We start from the raw sequence: 22,736 nt of genomic DNA on the forward strand, positions 1-22,736 counted from the left end.
GTCGCTCCGCATGCGGGCCGAACCGCGGCGGCCGGAAACGGCCTTGCACCGGCGTCACGGAAAATCGATGCGCAATGGAATGACTCGCGGTGCTCGGGTGTTGTCCGTCAATGGCGCGTCATCGGGTTGGCGCGCGGTTCCCGATTCCGCACCTCATCCAGATGAACTTCCCAGACTCGCTCCAGATTCCGGCCGTACCCCACCGCCCGCTGACCGGCAGCGATCACCGAACGCTCGCGCTCGCCGCGCTCGGTGGCGCGCTCGAGTTTTACGATTTCGTGATTTACGTGTTTTTCGCCGCCGTCATCGGTCAATTGTTCTTTCCGCCATCGATTCCCGACTGGCTGCGCCAGTTGCAGACCTTCGGCATTTTCGCGGCGGGGTATCTGGCTCGCCCGCTCGGCGGCGTGGTGCTCGCGCATTTCGGCGATCGCGTCGGCCGCAAGCGCATGTTCACGCTGAGCGTGATGATGATGGCCCTGCCGACATTGACGATGGGGCTGCTGCCGACCTACGCGTCGATCGGGATCGCGGCGCCCGTGCTGCTGCTGCTGTGCCGGCTGTTGCAAGGCGCGGCGGTCGGCGGCGAGGTGCCGGGCGCGTGGGTGTTCGTGTCCGAACATGTGCCGCCGCGCCATGTCGGCTACGCGTGCGGGCTGCTGACCGGCGGCCTGACGCTCGGCATCCTGCTCGGCTCGCTGATCGCATCGGCGATCAATCATCATTACTCGCCCGCCGAGATCGGCGCGTATGCTTGGCGGCTGCCTTTCGTCGTCGGCGGCCTGTTCGGCATTGCGTCCGCGATGCTGCGGCGCTGGCTCGCCGAAACACCGGTATTCGAGGACATGAAGCGCAGCCGGGCGCTGACCCGCGAAGTGCCGTTGAAAGCGGTACTGCGCGATCACGGGCGCGCCGTGCTGGTATCGATGATACTCACGTGGACGCTGACCGCCGCGATCGTCGTCGTGATCCTGATGACCCCCACGCTCGTCGCGAAGCGATTTCACATTGCACCGGCGCTCGCGCTGCAGGCCAATACCGCTGCGACGTTCTGCCTGACCATCGGATGCGTCGTCGCCGGCTCGATCGCGGGACGGTTCGGTACGGGCCGCACGATCTTCGTCGGTTGTCTGTTGCTCGGCGCATCGTACTGGCTGATGGCGTCTCAACTCGCCGTCGATCCGGCGCTGCTGTTGCCGCTTTACGCGCTATGCGGCTTCTGCGTCGGGGCGGTGGCGGCGATTCCGGTCGCGATGGTCCGCGCGTTTCCGGCGGCGGTGCGCTTCTCGGGTATCTCGTTCTCGTACAACGTCGCGTATGCCGTGTTCGGCGGCGTCACGCCGGTGTTCGTGTCGATACTGCTCAAATCGTATCCGCACGCGCCTGAACTGTACGTGGGCGTGCTGTGCATCGCGGGTGCGCTGGCGGGCTTCGCGCTGCGTCCTGCGAGGTAAGCGGCGCGCTGCAATATGTACAGCGGACCCCGCCACTGTCGATCGCGCGGCGACACGAGCTCGCGCATGCGTGGACGCGGCGCCGTCCGCAGCGATCGCGCCGGCGTGTCGCCGCGCGTCGCGCAGGCATGCGGATTGCGCGTCGCCCGGCATGCATACGCTTCGGAGGTGTCCGATGAACCGACTCTGGCCGCAGCGCCCGATTCTCGCACTTGGTGTATCCGCAACGTTCGCGCTGGGAGCGGCCGCCGCACCGGCGACACCCGACGTATCGATCGGCCGCTCGGATTACGGCACGACCGCGGCCGGGCAACGGGTGAGCCAGTACACGCTGGCCAACGCGCGCGGCGTCACGTTGAAGATCATCACGTACGGCGGCATCGTTACGACGCTCGAAGTGCCGGATCGCACCGGCAAGGTCGCCGACATCGTGCTCGGCTTCGATTCGCTGCGCGACTACGAAGCGCACAACGGCAACATCCATTTCGGCGCGCTGATCGGCCGCTATGCGAACCGCATCGCGCACGGCCGCTTCACGCTCGACGGCAACACATGGACGCTGCCCGTCAACGATCCGCCGAATACGTTGCACGGCGGCCCCGCCAGCTTCGACGCGAAGGTCTGGACGGTGACAGGCACGCACAGCGACGGAAGCGGTTCGAGCGTGACGCTGCGTTACGTGAGCGCGGATGGCGAGAACGGTTTCCCCGGCACGTTGACGACGGACGTGACCTATACGCTGACGCGCGACAACCTGATCCGCATCGACTATCGCGCAACGACGGACAAGGACACGGTCGTCAACCTGACCAATCACAGCTATTTCAATCTGGCCGGGCACGACGGCGGCAGCGTCGAGCGGCAATTGATCGAGATCGCCGCGTCGCGCTTCACGCCGACCGACGCCACGTCGATCCCGACCGGTCAGCTCGCGAGCGTGACGGGCACGCCGCTGGACCTGCGCGAATCGACGCCGATCGGCGCGCATCTGCGCGACGCGTATCCGCAGCTCGTGCTCGCGCACGGTTACGACCAGAACTGGGTGCTCGACCAGGGCGGGCAGTCCGCGCCCGCGTTTGCCGCGCGCGCGTACGACCCGGCGTCGGGCCGGTTCCTCGAGGTATACACGACGCAACCGGGGCTGCAGTTCTATACGTCGAACGGATTGAACGGCAGCGTGGCGGGCAAGGGCGGGACGGTGTACCGGCAGACTGACGCGTTCGCGCTGGAAGCCGAGCACTTTCCGGACTCGCCGAACCATCCGTCGTTCCCGACCACCGTGCTCAAGCCGGGGCAGACGCTGCACGAGGTCACGGTGTGGAAGGTCGGCGCGCGATGACGCGCCATTGAAGCGGCAAGCGACGCGTCAATGCGACGACACGAACACCTGATCGTCGAACGCCGCAGGAATCGCGAACTGCGCACGCATGCGCTTCGCTTCCTGCGCGGGCGTCAATCCGAACAGCCGCTTGAATTCCCGGCTGAACTGCGACGGGCTCGCGTAGCCGACCGCGTGGCCGGCCGCCTCGGCGGTCAGATCCTGACGCACCATCAGCAGGCGCGCCTGATGCAGCCGCGTCGACTTCAGGTACTGCATGGGCGACACCTGCGTGACCGCCTTGAAGTGGCTGTGAAAGCTCGGCACGCTCATGCCGGCTTCAGCGGCCAGCTGCGCGACATCGAGCGGGCGCGCGTACTCGGCGTGCATCAGCCGCAGCGAACGGCCGATCCGGCCGAACTGGCCGCGCATCGCGAGCGCGCTTCTCATCGCGCTGCCCTGCGCGCCGGTGAGCACGCGGAAATACAGTTCGCGCAGCAGCGCGGTTCCAAGCACCGCCGCTTCCAGCGGCCGGTGCATCGCTTCGACGAAACGCAGCACCGTTGCGTGCATCGCATCGTCCATTGGCGTCGACATCATGCTCTTCGGCGCCTGCACGGGTTCGGCGATTCCCGCGCGGTCGATCTGCGCGGCCAGCTCGGCAGCCAGCGTGAAATCGAGATGCAGGTACAGCGCGAGCAGCGGGCGCTCTGCCGTTGCGTCGGTTTCCATGCTGAACGGCACGGGCACCGATACGGCCAGATAGTGATCGTCGTCGTACAGATAGCATTCGCCGCCGAAATAGCCGCGCTTGGATCCCTGGCACACGATCACGATGCCGGGGTCGTACAGCACGGGCGTGCGCGACAGCGGGCGGTTCGAGCGCAGGATGCGCACGCTCGGCAGCGCGGTCAGGTTATAGCCTTCGTCCGGCGCCAGCGCATGCAACAACGCGAGCAGGCGCTTGCGGCCGCGCGCGGGCGTCGCTGGCGATCGGGGTGACGGCGAGGCAGAAGCGGCACTCATAGTTTTGTGCAAGAAAATCAGCGGAATCGGGCTTATTCGGCGCAGTGGGTCAGACTAGTATGCACGCTTCGATCGATATTCGGGAGAAGCTCAGATGGCATCCGGGAACATCATGCTCATCACCGGCGTCAGCAGCGGTTTTGGCCGTGCGCTCGCCGAGGCGGCGCTGGCCGCCGGTCACACGGTGGTCGGCACCGTGCGAAGCGAAACGGCAAAAGAGGCATTCGAAGCGCTGTCGCCGCAGGCGGCGATCGCGCGCGTGCTCGACGTGACGGACTTCGAGCGCATCGACGGCGTGGTCGCCGACATCGAGGCGCGCGTCGGGCCGGTCGACGTGCTGGTGAACAATGCCGGCTACGGGCACGAAGGGATCATGGAGGAGTCGCCGCTCGCGGAAATGCGCCGGCAGTTCGACGTGAACGTATTCGGCGCCGTCGCGATGATGAAGGCCGTCGTGCCGTTCATGCGCGAACGCCGGCGCGGCCGCATTCTGAACATCACGTCGATGGGCGGCCACATCACGATGCCGGGCATCGCGTATTACTGCGGGAGCAAGTTCGCGCTGGAAGGCATTTCCGAAACGCTCGGCAAGGAGCTCGCGCCGTTCGGCATCGCGGTGACGGCGGTGGCGCCCGGCTCGTTCCGCACCGACTGGGCCGGCCGCTCGATGACGCGCACGCCGCGCTCGATTGCCGATTACGACGCGATCTTCGATCCGATCCGCCGCGCGCGCGAGGAGAAAAGCGGTCGCCAGCCGGGCGACCCGGCCAAGGCTGCACGTGCAATGCTCGCGGTGATCGACGCCGAACATCCGCCCGCGCATCTGTTGCTCGGCAGCGATGCGCTTCGGCTCGTGCGCGAGAAGTGGGCTGCGCTCGAAGACGAAATCCGCGCGTGGGAGGCCGTGACCGTGTCGACGGACGGCTGACGCGCGTTGCGATGCGGGATGCTTCGCATGGTTAGTTGCGTTAAAGACGTGGACGGCGCTAGCTCGGGGTGGGCATGTTATCGGCTTCATGACACGGACTCGTATTTACGCTACAACGACGAGTGCTGCGTCGACCGACGCGGTGTGCCACCGCGCCGCAGATTGTCGCCGACGGCAGCCCGCCCGGGCCGTCGGCCGGCACGCGATGTTCATCTACCCCAAAGGAGCCTACCGCCATGCCGTACATCACCACGAAGGACAACGTCGACATCTTCTACAAGGATTGGGGCCCGAAGGATGCGCAGCCGATCATGTTCCACCATGGCTGGCCGCTGTCCTCCGACGATTGGGATGCGCAGTTGCTGTTCTTCGTTCAGAAAGGCTATCGCGTGATCGCGCACGATCGCCGCGGGCACGGCCGCTCGGCGCAGGTTTCCGACGGTCATGACATGGATCACTACGCGGCCGACGCATTCGCGGTGGCCGAGGCGCTCGACCTGCGCAATGCGGTGCATATCGGTCATTCGACCGGCGGCGGTGAAGTCGCGCGCTACGTGGCCCGTCACGGCGAGCCGGCCGGCCGCGTCGCGAAGGCCGTGCTGGTCAGCGCGGTGCCGCCGCTGATGCTGAAGACCGACGCGAATCCGGAAGGTTTGCCGCTCGAAGTATTCGACGGATTCCGCAAGGCGCTCGCCGACAATCGCGCGCAGTTTTTCCTGGACGTGCCGTCCGGCCCGTTCTACGGTTTCAACCGTCCCGGCGCGGTCGTCCATCAGGGGGTGATCCAGAACTGGTGGCGCCAGGGGATGATCGGCAGCGCGAAGGCGCATTACGAAGGCATCAAGGCGTTCTCGGAAACCGACCAGACCGAAGACCTGCGGTCGATCTCGGTGCCGACGCTCGTGCTGCACGGCGAAGACGACCAGATCGTGCCGATTGCCGATTCGGCGCTGAAGTCGGTCAAGCTGCTGAAGAACGGCACGCTGAAGACGTATCCGGGCTTTTCCCACGGGATGCTGACCGTGAATGCGGATGTGCTGAACGCGGACCTGCTGGCGTTCGTGCAGGCGTGATGGCGTAGCGGCGTGACGGCGTGACGTCGCGGCGCGCTCCGGCTCCGGCCGGCTGCGTCGCTATTGCACGGGCCGAATCGCCGCGCTGTCCGCCGCTAGCCATTGCGCAGGAATACGACGTAGCCGCGGAACCACGGATTTGCCGCGAGGTACGGCGGCGCGTCCCATTCGCCGCCCTGGATCAAGCCGATCCGAAACGGCAGCCGCAGCCGCGCGACGCGCGGCAGATAAGCCGCATAGTCGGGAATCGTGCGACGCCCCTGGTACGTCTGCACGACGACTTCATCGACGATCCCCCGGACCTGGTTGACCTGGTCGGTATCGATGCGACTGCTCCAGTCGAGCAGCCCCGTAATGCTCAACCGGCAATCGGCGGGCAGCGTTTCCCGCAGTGTCCGCAGAAATTCCACGTAGTCCTGCAGGTGACGCGTGCGCGCGTCGAAGTCGATCTGAATGCCGGTGATGGTACGGCCCGACGCGCGCCAGCGCTCGAGCCGGGCAAGCATGATCTGCGTGACGCGCGGCGTCCAGCGCAGCGTATGTGCACGATAGACGAGCCACACGCGTGCGTGCGGCGCAGGCGGCAGCGCGACGCCCTGCGCGATCACGCGCACCAGCGATTCGTCGCGCGGCGATGCTTCGATCTGCCCCTGCAGCACGTAGACGGTGCGGGCGCCGCTGACCACCGGCTGCGGCTTCACGCCCGCCCACAGCCAGAACGCGTCGTACCGCGCCGGATCGACGGTGCCGGCCAGCGCGACGCGGCAGGCCAGCAGCACCGCGATACAGGCGGCGCGCTTCACGCGGCGCTCACCAGTAGTAGCGCAGCTTCTGCGCCCACGGGGTGCCCGGATAGGCGGTCTTCAGCGTATCGAACCAGCGCTTGCGCGTGTTCTTCGGCACGTCCTTGCCGCCGCATTCGTTGTAGCCGGACGGCGCATAGCATTTGATCGCGCGATACAGCGCGTACGCGCGATCGTTCGGATTTGCCTGCGCATCGGCCATCACGGTCACGTAGCTCGACATCCGCTCGTACGGCTGGCCCGCGAACTGCGACGGCGCGCCGCCGAGCGTCGGCGGCACGCGCGTGGCGGCGGCCGCCGACGCGTTGCGCATCCACGACGGTACCGGGTCGCCTTCGACGCCCGGCGCGGGCGGATGGAGGCGCACGAAATCGGCGACGCAGTTGAGGCCTTTCGCATCGTGCGGATTCTGCTGCAGCGCCGCGGCGATGTCGCGGGCGGACGGGCACGCGTAGCCGTCCTCGTTGCGCGAGCCGGCTGCGATGAACGGTTTCAACGGGGCGGCCGGTGCGCCGGACACCAGCGCGGTATCGGCGACGAACTCGGCGTAGCGCGCGCGCGTGAGTTCCTTGTACAGCAGCGTGTACAGCGCGGTGTCGCGCACTGCGCCGCCGTTCGCCGGATTCTGCGCCTGCGTGCGCAACAGGTCCGCACCGGCCGTGCGCTGAAGCAGGACGGCCCGGATCGCGGGGTTTTGCACCGCCGAATCGTCGGCGAACACGTCGTTGACGAGGCCCGCCTGCTCCAGATTGATCGCCAGCGCGAGCTCCAGCGCTTCGCGCTGGAAGCGCAATTTCGCGGCGGGGATCAGATCGCGCCACAGCCGGCGCGCGCTGTCGCCCTGTCCGCTGTCTTCGAGCGCGAACGCGCGCAGCGCCTGCTGGCTCAGGCCGAAATAGTCGAGCGGCGCGGCAGGCGTTTGCGGCAGCAACGCGAGTGCCGCCTGGGGCTTGTGCCCGATCTGGACGTACCACGTCGCGAGCAGGTAGTCGTACAACGCGGGCGCGTTCGCGAAACGGGATTTCTGCGCTTGCAGTTCGTCGAGCGTCAGCGGTTTGTCGCGGCTCGCATCGCTGCTGCCGGACGTGCGCATGCGCAGCAGATCGATGGTCGCGAGCACGGTCGGCGACTGGATCTGGCGTTCGTCGAGTTCCGACCCGAACAGCAGCTTGCTGTCGAATTCGTTCGCCAGCTGGATCAGCGCCATGTTGGACGTCGCCGGCGACCAGCGGGCGAGCGCGTGACCGTAGAGGTCGGCCTGCTGCGATACGTTTCCGCCGAGCCATGCGACGCGCCGCAACAGTCCGGCGGCGGAAACCGCATAGCGGCCCTGTGGATAGACCTTCAGGTAGGTGCGAAACACGGTGTCCGCGGCATCGAGCGATACCTTCGTCACGCGCGCGCGCGACGGAGTCGGACTGTCGTGGTCGAACGCATTGGCCTGCGCCGCGTTCAGTTGCGCGCGCCCGGCCATGTAGAGGCCGGTTTCCTTCAGCCAGGGGTTAGCGCTGTGCGACGCACTCGCGAACGCCCGGGTCGCGGCGAGGAAGTCGGCGCGGTAGAACGCGTACGTGCCGTCGAGGTACGTCGCGAACTGCTGGCCGAGCGGCGACTTCACGGGCGGCCGCGTCCATGCGGCGCTCGCGCCGCCCGCCGCACAGGTTTTCTGCGCGATGTCGGCGCGTGCCGCGCGCAGCCGTGCGGCTTCGTCGGCGGGAACGCTCGCGGCGCCCGCGAGTGCGTCATTGAATGCGGCGGCGCCCGACTCCATGCTGAGGCAGATGCTGCCTTCGCCGTCGGCGTACCGGTTCGACGCTGCATCGGCGCCCGGCGCACCCTCGGTTACGTCGGGCGCTTTCTGGCCAATATCGATCCACCCGGAAAAATCCATCGGGAACGGCACGATGATCCGGTCGATCCGCTCTTTCGCCGGGATCGTCTTCGGGTCCGGAAACACCTGCGCGACCTTGCCGCTGTCAACCATCATCAGCATCGCATTGATGCGCGTGTCGTTCGCGGGGCTCAGCATCGGCACGTTGCCGCACGAGTACGCGCTCTGTCGGAGCGTGGGCGGCGCATTGCAGGTGTAGTCCGAACTGGCGTGAGCGGCGGGGACGCCAAGGAGGCCGGCCGCGAGCGCGGCAAGCAGGTTTCGGTGCAGTGTCGAATTTTTGGGCATTTTTCTTTTGTTGGCGTGGGCCGCGACGGCCCGGTCTCTCAGCGGGCATTTCGCCTCGGCGCGTATCGTACCTCACGCGCCGCCTCGGCAGGCGGCGCGCGCAGGGCGACGCAGACGCTCGACGATACGCGGCCGGACCTCACAACGCCGCCGTCGTGCGTGGCGGCGTGTGCGTGTGGCGATGCGTGCGACCTTACGCGCGGCTCGACGATCCGCAGGGGCCTGCGCGGCGAACCGGCGTCGCCGCCCGATCACGCGGTCAGCCCTGCGCGCATCACGCGTCGTTGGCCGCGCTGTCGTTCACGTCGCCTTCGATCGCAGCCATCAGATCGTCGACGCCAACCATCAGCGCCCGAACCTGCCGCAGCGATTCGTATTGATGCAGCACCGCGTGCCAGGACGGCAATTCGAGCAGTGCGTGCCAGATGACGTCGAGGCCGTGCGGGTCGGGGTTCCGGTGTTGCGCCAGCGCGCTGGCATAGTCGAGGCTCGCCGGCGCGGACAGCAGTTGCATGCGACTGGCGGCGCCGAGCAGGCGCGGCGCCGGATCGGCCGATGCGTCGCAGCAATACAGCACTTGGTGTTCGAGTGCCGCGTCGTCGTTCGCCAGCGCGTGCAGCGACGCGCCGTGCAGGCGCACCGCGCCTTCGCGCGCGTCGAACGCATAAACGGTGTGCGGATCGGCCTGCGCGAGAAGATGCAGGCCGCGCAGCAGGCGCGGCAGGTCGGTCGTCGCGGCATCCGCCGACGCCTTCGCCTCGACGAGAAACCGCACGTGCCATGCGGCCGACGGATCGCCGCCGCGCGCGCGCTCGAGCAGCACCGCATCCCATTCGGTTTTCGCGCGATCGTGCTTGCCGGGAATCGCCGCGGGCACACGCATCGACGTGACCACGCGATACGTGCTGTGCGCATCGCCCGCATCGAGTTGTGCGGCCAATGCGCGCAGCGCCTGCGCGGCCAGCGCCTCGACGGCTGCGCCGCGCTGTTGCGACGTGACGCCTTGCGCGAGCGCCGGCGCACTCCCGACGAGCGGCCCCTGGCGCGCCCACAGCGTCCGGTACCGCCGGACGTCCGGATCCGTCGATAGCGCGTCGGCGCGCAAGAGGCGGGCAAGCGCGGGGTTGTCCGCGAGCCTGACGATGTCCTGTTCGAACGCGGTCGCGGTGGCCATCTCCGGTTGCGCGAGCAGGTGCCGCAGCGTTGCGTCGACGTCGTCCCACGACGCGCGCGCGGCCGCCGCATGCAGTCGCGCGAGCGGTTCCAGCTGCCACGCCTGCGCGTGACGTTCGAGCCTCGCCGGATGCGCGATCGTGTTGATCGCCGAGCGCAGCGTGCGGCGATCCTGCTCGGCATGCGCGGCGAGCGACGCGTATTCGCGCACGGCCGCTGCGCGATGCCGCAGCACCGCGGCCTGGAAGGCCGGATCGCCGGATTGCGGGTTCATTGCGTCGCCGATCATCCGCGCGAGCGCATCGACGAAACGCTGTTGCAGCGCCGGCTCGGGCGTGCTGCCGTCGGCCTTCAGCCGGCGCGCCTCCTCGATCACGATCGCGATGACGGTGGCCGGATTCGCAGCCTCGGTCAGCGACGACGCACGCACGAGCGGCGGCAGCCGGAAGCGGCGGTCGACGGTGCGCAGCACTTCGGCCAGCCGCGCGGGCAACGGGGTCGGCGGCATGGCGAATCCGTCAGGCCGTCAGCGTCACCGACAGGCTGCCGAGTTCGCCGAAGCGCACCGTCAGCGCGTCGCCGAGCGGCACTTCGATCGCGCCCGCATACGAGCCGGTCGTCACGATCTGGCCGGCGCGCACGCCGTCGCCGCGCGATGCGAGGAAATTCACGAGCCACACGAGCGGCTTGAGCGGATCGCCGTCCGGATGGCGGCCGTCTATCGTGCGATTCAGCGCGCCGTCGAACGACAGCGCGAGCGTTTCGAGCGGCACGTTCAGGCCGTCCGGCACGGCGGGGCCCACGCACAGCCCCTGGTTGAACTGGCCGTCGGCGAGCAGTTCGAACTTCGACGCGCGCGCGGGCTCCGCATAACGGCACCCGAGTACCTCGAGCACGATGCGCACTTCGCGGATCGCCCCGCGCACGTCGTTCTCGTCGTACGGCTGTGCACGGGCGGGCAGGTCGCGATCGAGCACGAACGCGATTTCCGGCTCGATCCGCACGATCGGGCCGCCGACGACGCGGTACGGCGCATCGGCTGCGCGGATCGTCGACGCGAAGATCGGCGCGACGATCACGCGATCGGGCGGCGGCAGCGCGCATTTCCATCCGCCGATGGTTTCGCCGAGCAGATCGGCGACGCGATGCTGGATCGCCAGCGCGGTATCGACGCCCTCCGGACGAAAGGCGTCGGGCAGCAGCGGGCCGGGCACGCCGGCATGGCGGGCGGCGACGAGATGCTGGGCGGCGCCGTCCACGCGTTCGGTAGTCGTTGTCATGTCGGTTGAGCGAATTGAAAGTGAGCCGGCGAAAAAGGGGCCGGACGAAGGTCGCAAAACTGATGATAGCGCCTTCGGCGGGTAGCCCGCTCGGTTCACGTCCGTTGCACGGTGCGGCTTCGATCGCGCCGCGCGGCGCTTTGCCGCACAGCTGGCCGCCGGCGAATCTTGATCTCCGTCAAGCTGCGGGCGCGTGCTCCGCCGATGATGCGGACATGGCCGCATGCGCTACCGCGCGCGGCCGCTCACCCCAGCGAGGTTCGCATGTACGAGAAGATCATGGTGGCCGTCGACGGCAGCGCGTCGTCGAAGCAGGCCCTTGCCGAAGCATTGAAGGTCGCGCGCGCGACCGGCGCGCACGTCAGCGCGGTGTATGTGGTCGACAAGTCGGTGCTGTTTACGTATGCCGGCCGTTTCGACCCGCATGCGCTCGTCGAGGAAATCCGCGACGACGGCCGCAAGGTGCTGCTTGAAGCCGAACGGACGATCGCGCAGGCCGGCGCCAAAGGCGAGGGCGAGCTCGTCGAGACCGAAAGCATCGGCGAGGACGTCGCGGAGCGCCTGCAGCGCTACGTGAAGGAGAGCGCGATCGATCTCGCGGTGGTCGGCACGCACGGCCGTCGCGGGATTCAGCGCGTGCTGCTCGGCAGCGTGGCCGAGCGGTTCCTGCGCGGATCGAGCTGCCCGGTGCTGCTGATTCGCGGCAACGATTCCGCCGTGCCGGCATCCGCCGCGGCAGCCTGACGCGGCCCGCACGATGATACGTCGCCAAGCGCGGATCGTCGTCGCGGCGATCGCCGTGTTCGTGTCGCTCGCGGGGATGATGGCCGTCGTGACCGGCTTGCTGTTCGACGAAGCGATCGTGCTGCGCGGCGGCGCGATCGCGTTGATCGCCGGTGTCGCGGCGTTCGTCGTGATGCTGAACCCGGGGCCGAAGGGCGAAGGGTGACGGCGGCACGCCGATGGCGAGCGATGGCGACGCCGGCCGTCGCCGCATCGCCGGCGCGGTTGCGCGGGTTCCGGTCCTGCCGCTTCCCCCGTATTTGCGGCGCCTTGGCCGATCGGCATCTTTGCTCGTGCCGATCTGCATTCAATGGGTTCGGCAACTTCCGCAATACGCGCCCGGCCGGACGACTCGCGCATGCGCGCACAGGGGGATGGCAGATCGGCTTTCGCATCGATCTCCGCTCTCCGGCGGCAAACACACTACCATCGTCGTGCTGCAGCGCCCGCGGATCATCCGCATGCGGCAATCTCCGATGCGCAACAGCGTCGCGCGACGCAAATGCCGCGCGGCCTTTTCGTGACCGGGACGCCGGCGCGGCGACGCCAGCGGTGAAACGGCGCGATGCCCGAAAACCCGATCTGTCCGTACATCTGCGTCGCGGTATTGCCGCGCGCCGGTGCGGCCCGCTTCGGCGCCGGGCCATGCGCGTCGGCGGCCTGATGCGCTTCGGCTGCCGGCGATGCACGCGGCGTATTCGACGGGGCGGCCCCGTTTTCGGCGGCGTGCGCTTCTGTCAAACTTGCGCCCATGACACCGCGCGTTGCGTTACCGCCTTCTTCCGATCCCGTGCCTGCGCCCGCAGGCTTTCCCGATGCCGACGAACTCGCCGCGCTGCGCGCATGGTACGCGGGCATGACCGTTCGCCAGGCCGTCGAGCGCTATCTGCCCGACCGGCTCGGCGAACGACGGTCCGCGCGCGGCGTGATCGGCGCAATTCGAAGGCGCCTCGTGCGCGTCGCACGTCAGGCGGGGCGGCCCGATCTGGCCGAGCAACTCGGTCATGACGACAGCGAACGCATGCAGATGGCCAACGCAGCGGCCGACGCGATCGGCCAGCTGCGCCATGCGCGGCCGCCGGTGCCGCAGATCGGCGACGACGTCGGCCTGTGGCTGCCGGCGCGCGCGGTCGTCGCGCTGCGCGCGCACGGGATCGCGACGCTCGCCGATCTGACCGTGCGGATTCCGCGCCGGCGTCAGTGGTGGCGCGCGATCGCCGGGCTCGGCGTTGCGAGCGCGCGGCGCATCGAGGCGTTCTTTTCCGCGTATCCCGATCTGACCGAGCGTGCGCGTGCGTTGATCGCGGCGCAGCCGCGCAGCGGCATCGTTCCGTGGGAGCGATTGAAGCTGCCGCACGAAGTCGATGGATCGGCCGGCACGTTCCGTGCGCCGCGCGCCACCAGCACGCTCGACGCTGACAACGATTATGCGGCCGTGCATGCATGGCTGTCGCTGCATGAATCGGCTGCGACGCGCCGCGCGTACCGGAAGGAGGCCGAGCGGCTGATTCTGTGGGCGATCGTCGAACGCGGGCGCGCGCTGTCGTCTCTGACGACCGAGGACGCGGTCGCCTATCGCGCGTTCTTGCGCAACCCGACGCCGCACGAACGGTGGGTCGGTCCCGTGCGCCCGCGCGGCGCGCCGGACTGGCGGCCGTTTTCGGGCGCGTTGTCCGCGCGTTCGGCCGCATACGCGCTATCGGTCCTCGGCGCGTTGTTCCGCTGGCTGATCGAACAGCGCTATCTGCTCGCGAATCCGTTCGCGGGTGTCAAGGTGCGCGACACGCGCGGGGCGAACGCGCTCGACACGTCGCATGCGTTCACCGAAGGCGAGTGGCTGCTCGTGCGCACGATCGCGGACGGGCTCGAATTTCGCAAGCACGCGTCGTCGGGCGCATCGCCTTCCGCCTGGACGCCGGCCGCGGCACAACGATTGCGCTTCATCGTCGATTTCGGCTATGCGACGGGGCTGCGCGCGAGCGAACTCGTCGGCGCGACGCTTGGCGACATCGAGACCGACGCGCACGGCGACGCGTGGCTGAAGGTGATCGGCAAGGGCAGGAAGGTTGCACGCGTCGCGCTGCCGCCGCTCGCGCGTACCGCGCTCGACCGGTATCTGGTTGCGCGGCGACTGCCGGTGACGCCGGTACGCTGGCGGCCCGACACGCCGCTGATTCCGAGTCTCGCGGAAGACGGCGCGGCCGGGATCACGAGCGTGCGATTGTGGAAGGTGATGCAGCGTTTCTTCGTGCAGACCGCGGCGCTCGTCGACGACGACAACCCGGCGCTCGCGCAGAAGCTGCGGCAGGCGAGCCCGCACTGGATGCGCCACACGCATGCGACGCATGCGCTCGCGCGCGGTGCGGAACTGACGACCGTGCGCGACAACTTGCGGCATGCATCGATTTCGACGACGTCGATTTATCTGCACGGGGACGACGTGAAGCGCGCACGGCAGATGTCGAGCGCGTTTTCGGCCGACAAATAGGAACTTGCAAGAGGGATTTGCAAGCGAGCGATGCACGAACGGTTGCGTACGAAGCGAACGGAACGACGCGTACCGATGGCGGTCAGACGGTTTATTCGATAACGGCGCGGGCACGCGTCTGCCGCGCACCCCGTTGGAGAACACGAATGGAGACATCCGCACACCCGCGGGCACGGCAGCGTGCCCGCCGCGCATGGCACGCGCTGATCGCCGCGTGCTGGATGAGCTGGAGCGCGCTGTCGTTCGGCGCGGACGGCGCGGCGGCGCTCATCGACCGCTATCGCGGCCTCGGCGAGCAACTGAAGAACAATCCTTTTCATCGCCCGCTGTACCTCGAATCGTCCGAGGCGTCGTCATCGCTGAAGGGCGATATTTACGCGGTCGTCGATTATCCGTTCTCCGTCGTCAACGGCAAGCTGAACGATCCCGCGCAGGGGCCGGCGAACTGGTGCGCGGTGCTGATCCTGCACCTGAACACGAAGTATTGTCATGCGTCCGCCGGCAGCGACGGCCCGGTGCTCGACGTGAACATCGGCCGCAAGATCGAGCAGAAGCTGTCGGATACCTACCGCGTGCAGTTCCGCTATCGCGTGGCCGCCGCGACGCCCGACTACTTTCAGGTCGACCTGACCGCCGACAGCGGCCCGATGGGCACGAAGGACTACCGGATCGCGCTGGAGGCCGTGCCGGTCGGCGCGTCGCGCACGTTCCTGCACCTCACGTATTCATACGGCTTCGGCACGGTCGGCCGCATGGCGATGAAGACCTACCTCGCGACGGTCGGCAGCGACAAGGTCGGGTTTACGACCGTCGGCGGCGCGTCGGCCGCGCAGCCGCAATACATCGGCGGCGTGCGCGGATTGCTGGAGCGCAACACGATGCGCTACTACCTTGCGATCGACGCGTATCTCGCGACGCTCGACAAGCCGCTCGACCAGCGCCTCGCGCGCTGGTTCGATGCGACCGAGCAATATCCGCAGCAACTGCACGAGGTCGAGCGCGGCGCGTATCTGCAAATGAAGGCGCAGGAAGTGCAGCGGCAGCAGACGGCGCGATGACGCCGCCTGCTCCCGGGCTGCCCGGCGTCGATCAGTTCGACGCGCCGCCGACCATGCGAATGCTGCGCCATTGCCCCTGTTCGACGCGGAACAGCGTGTAGGGCGGCTTGATCAGATCGCCGCGTTCGTCGAACGAAATCTTGCCGGTCACGCCCGTGACGGACACGCGCGCGAGGCTCGCGACGATCTTGCCGCGATCGCCCGAATCGGCGTTGTGGACCGCCGCGATCATCGCGAGCGCCGCGTCGTACGCGAACGGCGCATACAGTTCGACGTCCTGGTTAAAGCGCGCCTTGTAGCGTTGCGCGAATGCGATCGCCGAAGGCAGCTTGTCGAGCGCCGGACCCGGTTCGAGATCCTGCGTGCCTTCGCCCGCGTTGCCGGCGATCTTCACGAATGCATTGCTCTTCAGCGCACCGGCGCCGAACAGCTGCGCGCGAATGCCGAGCGAGCGCATCTGCTTGACCAGCATCGCACCCTGTTCGTCGAGGCCGCCGAAGAACAGCAGGTCGATGTTGTTGCTCTTCATCGTCGTCAGGATCCCGCGGAAATCGACCGCCTTGTCGTTCGTGTATTCGCGGCCGACGATGCTGCCGTGCGCGTCCTTCACGCCTTTTTCGAACGCGTCCGCGAGGCCTTGGCCGAATGCGGTGCGGTCGTCGATGATGCCGATCCGCTTGGCCTTCAGCTGCTCGACCGCGAAGCGTCCGGCGACCACGCCGCCGACGCCGTCGTGCCCCATCGTGCGGAATACGTTCTTGAAGCCCTGCATCGTCAGTTGCGGATTCGTCGAGCCGGGCGTGATCATCGCGACGTTCGCCTGTTTGTAGACGGCCGACGCGGGGATGCTGCAGCCGGAGTTGTAGTGCCCGATCACGCCGACCACGCCGTCGTCGACGAGCTTCTGCGCGACCTGGATCGCGATGCGCGGATCGGCCTGGTCGTCCTGAACGTCGAGCACGAAACGCACCGGCTTGCCGCCGACGGTCGGATGTTTCGCGTTCTCCTCGTCGAGTGCGAGTTGCGCGCCGTATTGCAGGTCCTTGCCGACGCGCGCGACCGGCCCTGTCAGCGGCCCGGCAAAGCCGATCTTGATGGTTTCCGGGTCCGCGGCCTGCACGGACGCAGCGGCGGTGCCGATTGAGCAGACGGCCAGCCATGCCAGCCAGTTACGACGATTCATGATGCCTCCTTGCAGGGATGAAAGGTGCGGCGCGCGTCAGAAGCGCGTGGCGCGATAGGGAGCGAGGTCGAGCGGCGGTGCGCGCTGCGCGACGAGATCGGCGACGATCCGGCCGGTGATGCCGGCGAGCGTGACGCCGAGATGCTGGTGCCCGAATGCGTGGATCACGCGCTCGCTGTCCCGTGCGCGTCCGATCACGGGCACGCCGTCCGGGAGCGTCGGACGGAAGCCGAGCCAGTCGCGGGTCGGCTTGCCGAGCGACGGCAGCGCTTCGCGTGCGGAGCGCGTGAGCAGCGCGATCAGCGAGCGGTTCATGCCGGCGTCGAATCCGCCGAGTTCGACGGTGCCCGCCGCGCGCAATCCTTCGTCCAGCGGCGTCATGTAGAAGCCGCGTTCGGCCCAGCCGACCGGCCGCGTGACGATCGGTTCGTGTGCGCCGAACTGCACGTGGTAGCCGCGCTCGGTGTCGAGCGGCACAGTGTCGCCGCACGCCGACGCGAAGGCGCGCGAGCGGGCGCCGGCGGCGATCACCACGTGATCGAAGCTGCGCACCGCGTGTCCCGCATGCACGTTGACGCCGTCGGCGACGGGCTCGATCCGGTCGACCTGCGTGCGTTCGAGCGTCGCGCCTTCCGTTGCCAGATGCGCGAACAGTGCGGCGAGAAATCCGCACGGATCGGAGAAATGCCAGCTGCCATGGAACAGCACGCCGCGCGTAAAGATCGGCGCGAGCGCGGGCTCGAGCCGGCGAATCCCGTTGGCGTCGAGCGTGTCGAACGGCACGCCGAACCGGCGTCGCAGCGCAAGCGCCGGCTGCGCTGCGTCGAACGACGCCTGCCGTGCGTACAGATACAGGCACTCGCGCGGCCGCACATACGCCGACAGTCGCGACGACGCGAGCAGCGGCGCATAGCCGTCGGCGGCGCGCGATAGCAGCGCGGCCAATGCGGCGGCGCTGCGTACATGGCGTGCAGGCATCGATGCGGCGAGGAATCGCGCGAGCCACGGTGCGCCGTGCAACAGGTAAGGCCAGCGGATGCGCAGCGGACTGTCTGCGCCGAACAGGAAGTGCGGAATGTCGCGGAACACGGACGGCCCGTTGACGGGCACGCAGCCATACGGCGCAAACGTCCCGGCGTTGCCGAACGACGCGCCATGCCCGATGCCGGCCGGATCGAACAGCGTGACGCGATGGCCGTCGCGCTGCAGCCATGCGGCTGCGCCGAGCCCGATGAAGCCTGCACCCACGATGGCGACGTTCGCCATGACGCTCTCTCCTTCGGCACGCAAAACTCATACAAAGATGGGATAAAGAATCACACAGTAAATTTTTGTGTGCAATCAAAAAATGATTGTATGGCCTTGGCGTTTACCCGCTTCCAGCTGCCTGATTCGATAGACTTTTCGGCAGACGCTTGACCGGGAGGGGATGTCGGATACAATCGCTGGGCAAATCGAACCGGCAGACAAACGCTTTTTGTGTGGGTACAGGCGCTACATGGCAGCAGACAAACTTTCCGGCGAGCGCGATAGCGGTGCGCCAGCGCGGCCGAAGCGGCCGACCTATGTCGAGGTATCGAGCTCGATCGAGGCGGAAATCCGCAACGGCGTGTATCCGCCGGGCAGCCGCCTGCCGCCCCAACGCCAGCTTGCGACGGAACTCGGCATCAACGTGTCTACGGTGTCGCGTGCGTACAAGGAACTGCAGTTGCGCGGGCTCGTGATCGGCAGCAAGCGACGCGGGTCGCTCGTGACCGGCGGGGCGATGCCGAGCATCGAGCCGGCGCGTGCGTCGCTCGCGGCCGGCAGCGGCGTGATCGACCTGACGGTGAACCGGCCGGCGACCGGCGAGTTTCTCGCAAGTCTCGCGCAGACGTTCGGCACGCTGCCGGCCGATCCGCGTTTCGCGTCGCTGCAGGAATACCAGCCGCCGCAGGGCCCCGACTGGGCGCGCGCGGCCGGCGCGCAGTGGCTCGCCGCACCCGGGTTCGCGCCGTCGCACGACCAGGTGGTCGTCACGAGCGGCGCGCAGCACGGCCTCTATGCGGTGCTGAACAGCCTGATCGGCACCGACGGCGTGATCGTCGCCGACCGGCTCACGTATTACGGACTGAAGGCGCTTGCGCCATTGTTCCAGTTCGAGATCGTCAGCGCGGCGGCCGACGACGACGGCCTGCTGCCCGACGAGATCGAACGGATCTGCCAGCGCATGCCCGTCAAGGCCATCTTCGTCGTGCCGAACCTGCAGAACCCGACGGTGACGACGATGAGCCTTGCGCGCCGCATGGCGCTCGTCGATATCGCTCGCCGCCATCATGTGACGATCATCGAGGACGACGTGTACGGGCCGCTCGTGCGCGATCGTCTGCCGGCGATCGCGGGATTGTGTCCCGAGCTCACGTTCCACATCGGCGCGACGTCGAAGATACTCGCACCGGGCCTGCGCCTCGGCTATCTGAGCTGTCCGCGCGACAGCGTCGCGCTGTGCGCGGAGGCGGTACGCACCACCGCGTGGATGCCCGCGCCGACGTCGATGCTGATCGCGACGGTATGGATCGAGAACGGGACCGCCGAGCGGATCATGGGCGCGCAGCAGGCGGAAATCCGCGCGCGCGTCGACCTCGCCCGGGAGTTGCTGCCGGCCGGCCAGCTGAAAGCCGATCCTGCGTGCATGTTCGTGTGGCTGCGGCTGCCGCCGCCTTGGCGCGCCGACGACTTCGCCGCGAACGCAAAGGCGCGCGGCGTGATCGTGATGCCGTCGTCGACATTTGCCGTCGATCGCGCCGAGATCGAGCACGGCGTGCGCATCAATCTCGCGTGCCCGGCGACGCGCGACGAACTCGTGAACGGACTGCGGATTCTGGGCGGCACGCTGAAGGATCGGCCGCGCGCGCTGTTCGGTTCGATCTGACGGTCGACGTTTACGATTGCTCTTCGGCGCGCTCGCCGATCCGCCGCGACAAGCGGTTCGGCATAACGCCGCGCGCCGCTGTGCGCACCGTCGGCGGCGAGCGTATCGCCGCTCGTGCTCGTGCTCGTATCCCGCCGGGCCGGGCCGGCGTTCACCTTTCACACGGCGCTTCGATTGACAGGCTGCGGCGCCGTTTGCCAAAGACGGCGTCCGTGTACCGCCACCGGTCAATCTCCTTGCGCCCGGCGCGCAGTGCGATCGTTTGCACGTTCGACGCGGCGGCGGACAGCAGTCGCGCGCCCTTCGCGCTGGCGTGTGCGCGGCGCCAGCGGGCCGCCGTGTCGTTGCGGAACCGTGCTCCTCGCAGCACCGAACCGCCGAGCGCGGTGCCGTGGGGGGCGGTACACGGGCGAACGGCCCCGCCTTCACGCGGCAACCTTACGGTCCGAACTCCATCGGCCACGGGCCACGGGCACCATTCTCCAGATGTACAGTTCGCCATCTCAAGCCAATTCGCGCGGAACTGTACTCTTGTACGCGCGTTCAATGTGTGTGCTCGTCGCCAACTGTTCTTCTTCTAAGATTCCATCATCAAGTGCACAGTGCCGCGAGTCGGGACGTCTCGGGCCTTCCGGCGCACCTTCAAAGGCGAGCTACGGCGATGGAAAAGGCGACATCAGACAGCGCAATCGGGCGTCACGACAGCCCGGCCGACGGGCAGAACACGCGCGCGTCGAACGCGCACGGAGCGGCGGCGCGCATGCGGACGCCGGCGGGGCGTACGCGATGAAGCTCTACGAAAAACTCGCGGACGACATCGAGCGCCTGATCCGGCAGCGCGTGTATCGACATGGCGACCGGATTCCGTCGGTACGTCAGGCGAGCCAGCAGCACCGGCTCAGCATCACGACCGTGCTGCACGCATACCTGCTGCTCGAAAGCCGCGGGCTGCTGGAGAGCCGTCCGCAATCGGGTTACTTCGTGAACCTGCGCAACGACGACGGCCACGCGCTGGTGCGTGAACTGCGGCCGTCGAAACCGATCGCGATCTCGTCGTCCGTGGACATGAGCCGGCTGGTGCTGTCGACGCTGCGCTCGATCGCCGCTGACGACGCGGTGCCGCTTGGCTCGCCGTATCCGGACCCGAGCCTGTTCCCGTTCGAGAAGCTGAATCGATACGCGTACGCTGTCGGCCGCGACCAGTCGCTGCGGGGGCTGACGGACGGACTTCCGCCTGGGCATCCGCGCCTGATCCGCCAGATCGCACGACGCTATCTGGAGAACGGGATGTCGGTGGATCCGAACGAGATCGTCGTGACGGTCGGCGCGACCGAGGCGATCAACCTGTGCCTGCAGGCGGTCGCGAAACCGGGCGACACGATCGCAGTGGAATCGCCGACGTTCTATGCGATGCTGCACGCGATCGAGCGGATGGGGATGAAGGCGATCGAAGTGGCCACGCATCCGGAATACGGAATCGACATCGCGGCGCTTGCGGCAATTGCGAAGTCGCAGCCGATCGCCGCGTGCATGGTGATGCCGAACTTCCAGAACCCGCTCGGGTTCCAGATGCCGGACGGCCGCAAGCACGAACTGGTCGAGTTCGCAACCAAATCGGACATGCCGATCATCGAGAACGGTGTGTATAACGAACTGTATTTCGGCGATGCGCACCCGAGCACGCTGAAGTCCCATGACCGCAACGGGATCGTGCTGCACTGCGCGTCGTTCTCGAAGAGCCTGACGACGGCGTACCGGATCGGCTGGGCGTTGCCGGGCCGCTATCGCGATCAGGTCGAGAAGCTGAAGTTCCTGAACACGCTGGCGACGCCGCCGCTGCCGCAGCTCGCGATCGCCGAGTTTCTTGAACGCGACGGCTACGAGCATCACCTGCGACGTTTGCGCAAAGCGTATGCGCAGCAGGCGAATTTGATGCGCGCGATGGTGTCGCGGTTCTTTCCGGAGGGCACGCGCATTTCGAGCCCGGCGGGCGGCTACGTGTTGTGGGTTGAGTTGCCGCCGACGGTCGATGCGATGCGCCTGTACCAGCTCGCGCTGGAGCAGGGGATCACGATCGGGCCCGGCTACATGTTCTCGATCACCGACAACTACCGGAACTTCATCCGGCTGAACTACAGCAGCCCGTGGTCGCCGGAGATCGAGCAGGCGGTGATCTCGGTCGGCAAGCTCGCGGCGTCGTGCATGCGGTGACGCACGCGTCGGTTCACCCGGCAGACACTGCGGATTGCCGTGTCCTGCATCGGGGCCGCGCGCATATCGCGTGCGATGCGCGCTTGGCTGCATGCACGGCGCTCATGAAACCTTGCGTCTCGTCTGCCGTACCTGCAGCCAGATCGCCGAGATCAGAAAATAGATTGCGCCGACCGCCGCGTACCCCGCGATCCTGCCGATCGGCTGCGGCGCGGCAGCGTGGCGCTGCGCGAGGAAGAACAGGCCGGCCAGCGCAGATTGCGCGCCGCTCAGGATCATCGCCCACTGCGCGCCAAAATGCTTCCAGCGACGGACGGCGGTGCCGAGCTGCAGTACACCGGAGACGATCGCCCACGCACCGAATACCGCGAGCACGGCGCCCATTCCGGCATTCAGCGCCGGAACCACCGCGACCGTCGTGATTGCGCTGATCGCGACGTTGACGGTCTGCGTGCGGTTACTGGCCATCCCGCCGCTGCGTTGCCCATCGACGAAGTTGGCCACAGCGTCCCAGGCCGGATAGACGACGAGCAGTATGGCTGCTGCGGCTGCGCTTTGGCGACCGACGGAAAAAGCCAGCACGACCCAGATCGCCGAGAATATCGCTCGCGAAAAATAATATCGCTTGAGCCATTGCTCTTCGCCGGGACGACTGAATTCAGGGTAACGATCAACCATTTGCGCTCCTTGGTACGCCGGGCCATCGTTCCGGCCGGCGTGACGGTTTCAATGATCGGCACGTCAACGCGACGGGCTTTCCACCGTTCGAGTATCGCCATCGTCCCGGCTGTCCACCATCGGTCAGATGACCGAGGGCGGGCGATAGGCGCGTCACGGCACGCGGCCGACGTGCAATCGCTCACGGTTG

The 22,736-nt window shown here is 67.6% G+C and carries 18 protein-coding genes; 10 read left to right on the top strand and 8 right to left on the bottom strand.

What is annotated here, in order from left to right; genetic code table 11:
• Window positions 1–161: 161 nt before the first annotated feature.
• On the top strand, window positions 162–1,454 hold the full coding sequence (locus KDW55_RS09005; RefSeq protein ID WP_069242178.1) for an MFS transporter: 1,293 nt from the start codon (window positions 162–164) through the stop codon (window positions 1,452–1,454).
• Between the two features lie 175 nt (window positions 1,455–1,629).
• On the top strand, window positions 1,630–2,793 hold the full coding sequence (locus KDW55_RS09010) for an aldose epimerase family protein (RefSeq protein WP_069242449.1): 1,164 nt from the start codon (window positions 1,630–1,632) through the stop codon (window positions 2,791–2,793).
• Window positions 2,794–2,820: 27 nt separating this feature from the next.
• Here the strand turns inward: KDW55_RS09010 and KDW55_RS09015 are convergent, their stop codons facing one another.
• The gene (locus tag KDW55_RS09015; RefSeq protein ID WP_069242177.1) at window positions 2,821–3,798 is read right to left on the bottom strand and encodes an AraC family transcriptional regulator; all 978 of its coding nucleotides are present in this window, start codon (window positions 3,796–3,798) and stop codon (window positions 2,821–2,823) included.
• Window positions 3,799–3,892: 94 nt separating this feature from the next.
• Between KDW55_RS09015 and KDW55_RS09020 the strand changes: the two genes are divergently transcribed.
• Together KDW55_RS09020 and KDW55_RS09025 are read left to right on the top strand one after the other, a co-directional pair.
• Window positions 3,893–4,726, top strand: a complete 834-nt coding sequence (locus tag KDW55_RS09020) for an oxidoreductase (protein ID WP_038570681.1) — start codon at window positions 3,893–3,895, stop codon at window positions 4,724–4,726.
• Between the two features lie 236 nt (window positions 4,727–4,962).
• Window positions 4,963–5,799, top strand: a complete 837-nt coding sequence (locus KDW55_RS09025) for an alpha/beta hydrolase (RefSeq protein ID WP_038570678.1) — start codon at window positions 4,963–4,965, stop codon at window positions 5,797–5,799.
• Window positions 5,800–5,894: 95 nt separating this feature from the next.
• Here KDW55_RS09025 and KDW55_RS09030 read toward each other — a convergent pair whose 3' ends face one another.
• From KDW55_RS09030 to KDW55_RS09045, 4 genes are all read right to left on the bottom strand, one after another.
• A complete protein-coding gene (locus tag KDW55_RS09030) occupies window positions 5,895–6,602 on the bottom strand; it encodes a DUF3142 domain-containing protein (RefSeq protein WP_212149363.1) in 708 nt (235 codons plus the stop codon).
• 7 nt (window positions 6,603–6,609) lie between these two features.
• Window positions 6,610–8,781, bottom strand: coding sequence for a hypothetical protein (locus tag KDW55_RS09035; RefSeq protein ID WP_212197923.1), 2,172 nt, complete (start codon window positions 8,779–8,781; stop codon window positions 6,610–6,612).
• A 274-nt stretch (window positions 8,782–9,055) separates the two neighbouring features.
• Window positions 9,056–10,462, bottom strand: coding sequence for a 3-deoxy-D-arabino-heptulosonate 7-phosphate synthase (locus KDW55_RS09040; protein ID WP_069242174.1), 1,407 nt, complete (start codon window positions 10,460–10,462; stop codon window positions 9,056–9,058).
• A gap of 10 nt (window positions 10,463–10,472) precedes the next feature.
• Window positions 10,473–11,234 carry a fumarylacetoacetate hydrolase family protein gene (locus tag KDW55_RS09045; protein ID WP_069242173.1) on the bottom strand — a complete coding sequence of 254 codons (762 nt, stop codon included), beginning with the start codon at window positions 11,232–11,234 and terminating at the stop codon, window positions 10,473–10,475.
• 264 nt (window positions 11,235–11,498) lie between these two features.
• Between KDW55_RS09045 and KDW55_RS09050 the strand changes: the two genes are divergently transcribed.
• The 4 genes from KDW55_RS09050 (at window position 11,499) to KDW55_RS09065 (ending at window position 15,563) form a co-directional block, all read left to right on the top strand.
• Complete coding sequence (locus tag KDW55_RS09050) at window positions 11,499–11,978, top strand: universal stress protein (protein WP_059545979.1); 480 nt, start codon at window positions 11,499–11,501, stop codon at window positions 11,976–11,978.
• Window positions 11,979–11,991: 13 nt separating this feature from the next.
• Window positions 11,992–12,183: a DUF2964 family protein gene (locus KDW55_RS09055; protein ID WP_038570660.1), complete on the top strand. Its 192-nt coding sequence runs from the start codon at window positions 11,992–11,994 to the stop codon at window positions 12,181–12,183.
• 585 nt (window positions 12,184–12,768) lie between these two features.
• Window positions 12,769–14,505 (top strand): site-specific integrase, encoded by a 1,737-nt coding sequence (locus KDW55_RS09060; RefSeq protein WP_059545974.1) that lies wholly within the window; start codon window positions 12,769–12,771, stop codon window positions 14,503–14,505.
• 146 nt (window positions 14,506–14,651) lie between these two features.
• Window positions 14,652–15,563 (top strand): hypothetical protein, encoded by a 912-nt coding sequence (locus KDW55_RS09065; protein WP_059545972.1) that lies wholly within the window; start codon window positions 14,652–14,654, stop codon window positions 15,561–15,563.
• Between the two features lie 31 nt (window positions 15,564–15,594).
• On the opposite strand, the gene KDW55_RS09070 is transcribed toward KDW55_RS09065, so the two are convergent.
• Window positions 15,595–16,746, bottom strand: coding sequence for a branched-chain amino acid ABC transporter substrate-binding protein (locus KDW55_RS09070; protein WP_212161271.1), 1,152 nt, complete (start codon window positions 16,744–16,746; stop codon window positions 15,595–15,597).
• Window positions 16,747–16,782: 36 nt separating this feature from the next.
• Window positions 16,783–18,012: an FAD-dependent oxidoreductase gene (locus KDW55_RS09075; RefSeq protein ID WP_212161270.1), complete on the bottom strand. Its 1,230-nt coding sequence runs from the start codon at window positions 18,010–18,012 to the stop codon at window positions 16,783–16,785.
• 232 nt (window positions 18,013–18,244) lie between these two features.
• On the opposite strand from KDW55_RS09075, the gene KDW55_RS09080 reads away from it, so the two are divergent.
• Window positions 18,245–19,657: a PLP-dependent aminotransferase family protein gene (locus tag KDW55_RS09080; protein ID WP_038570644.1), complete on the top strand. Its 1,413-nt coding sequence runs from the start codon at window positions 18,245–18,247 to the stop codon at window positions 19,655–19,657.
• A 786-nt stretch (window positions 19,658–20,443) separates the two neighbouring features.
• Window positions 20,444–21,868, top strand: a complete 1,425-nt coding sequence (locus tag KDW55_RS09085) for a PLP-dependent aminotransferase family protein (RefSeq protein ID WP_212161269.1) — start codon at window positions 20,444–20,446, stop codon at window positions 21,866–21,868.
• A 102-nt stretch (window positions 21,869–21,970) separates the two neighbouring features.
• On the opposite strand, the gene KDW55_RS09090 is transcribed toward KDW55_RS09085, so the two are convergent.
• Entirely contained in the window at window positions 21,971–22,546 is a 576-nt protein-coding gene (locus KDW55_RS09090; protein ID WP_212161268.1) for a DUF308 domain-containing protein, read from the bottom strand.
• Window positions 22,547–22,736 lie beyond the last annotated feature (190 nt).

The sequence above is a fragment of the Burkholderia sp. AU19243 genome (genome assembly GCF_018148075.1).
Lineage (GTDB): Bacteria > Pseudomonadota > Gammaproteobacteria > Burkholderiales > Burkholderiaceae > Burkholderia > Burkholderia latens_A.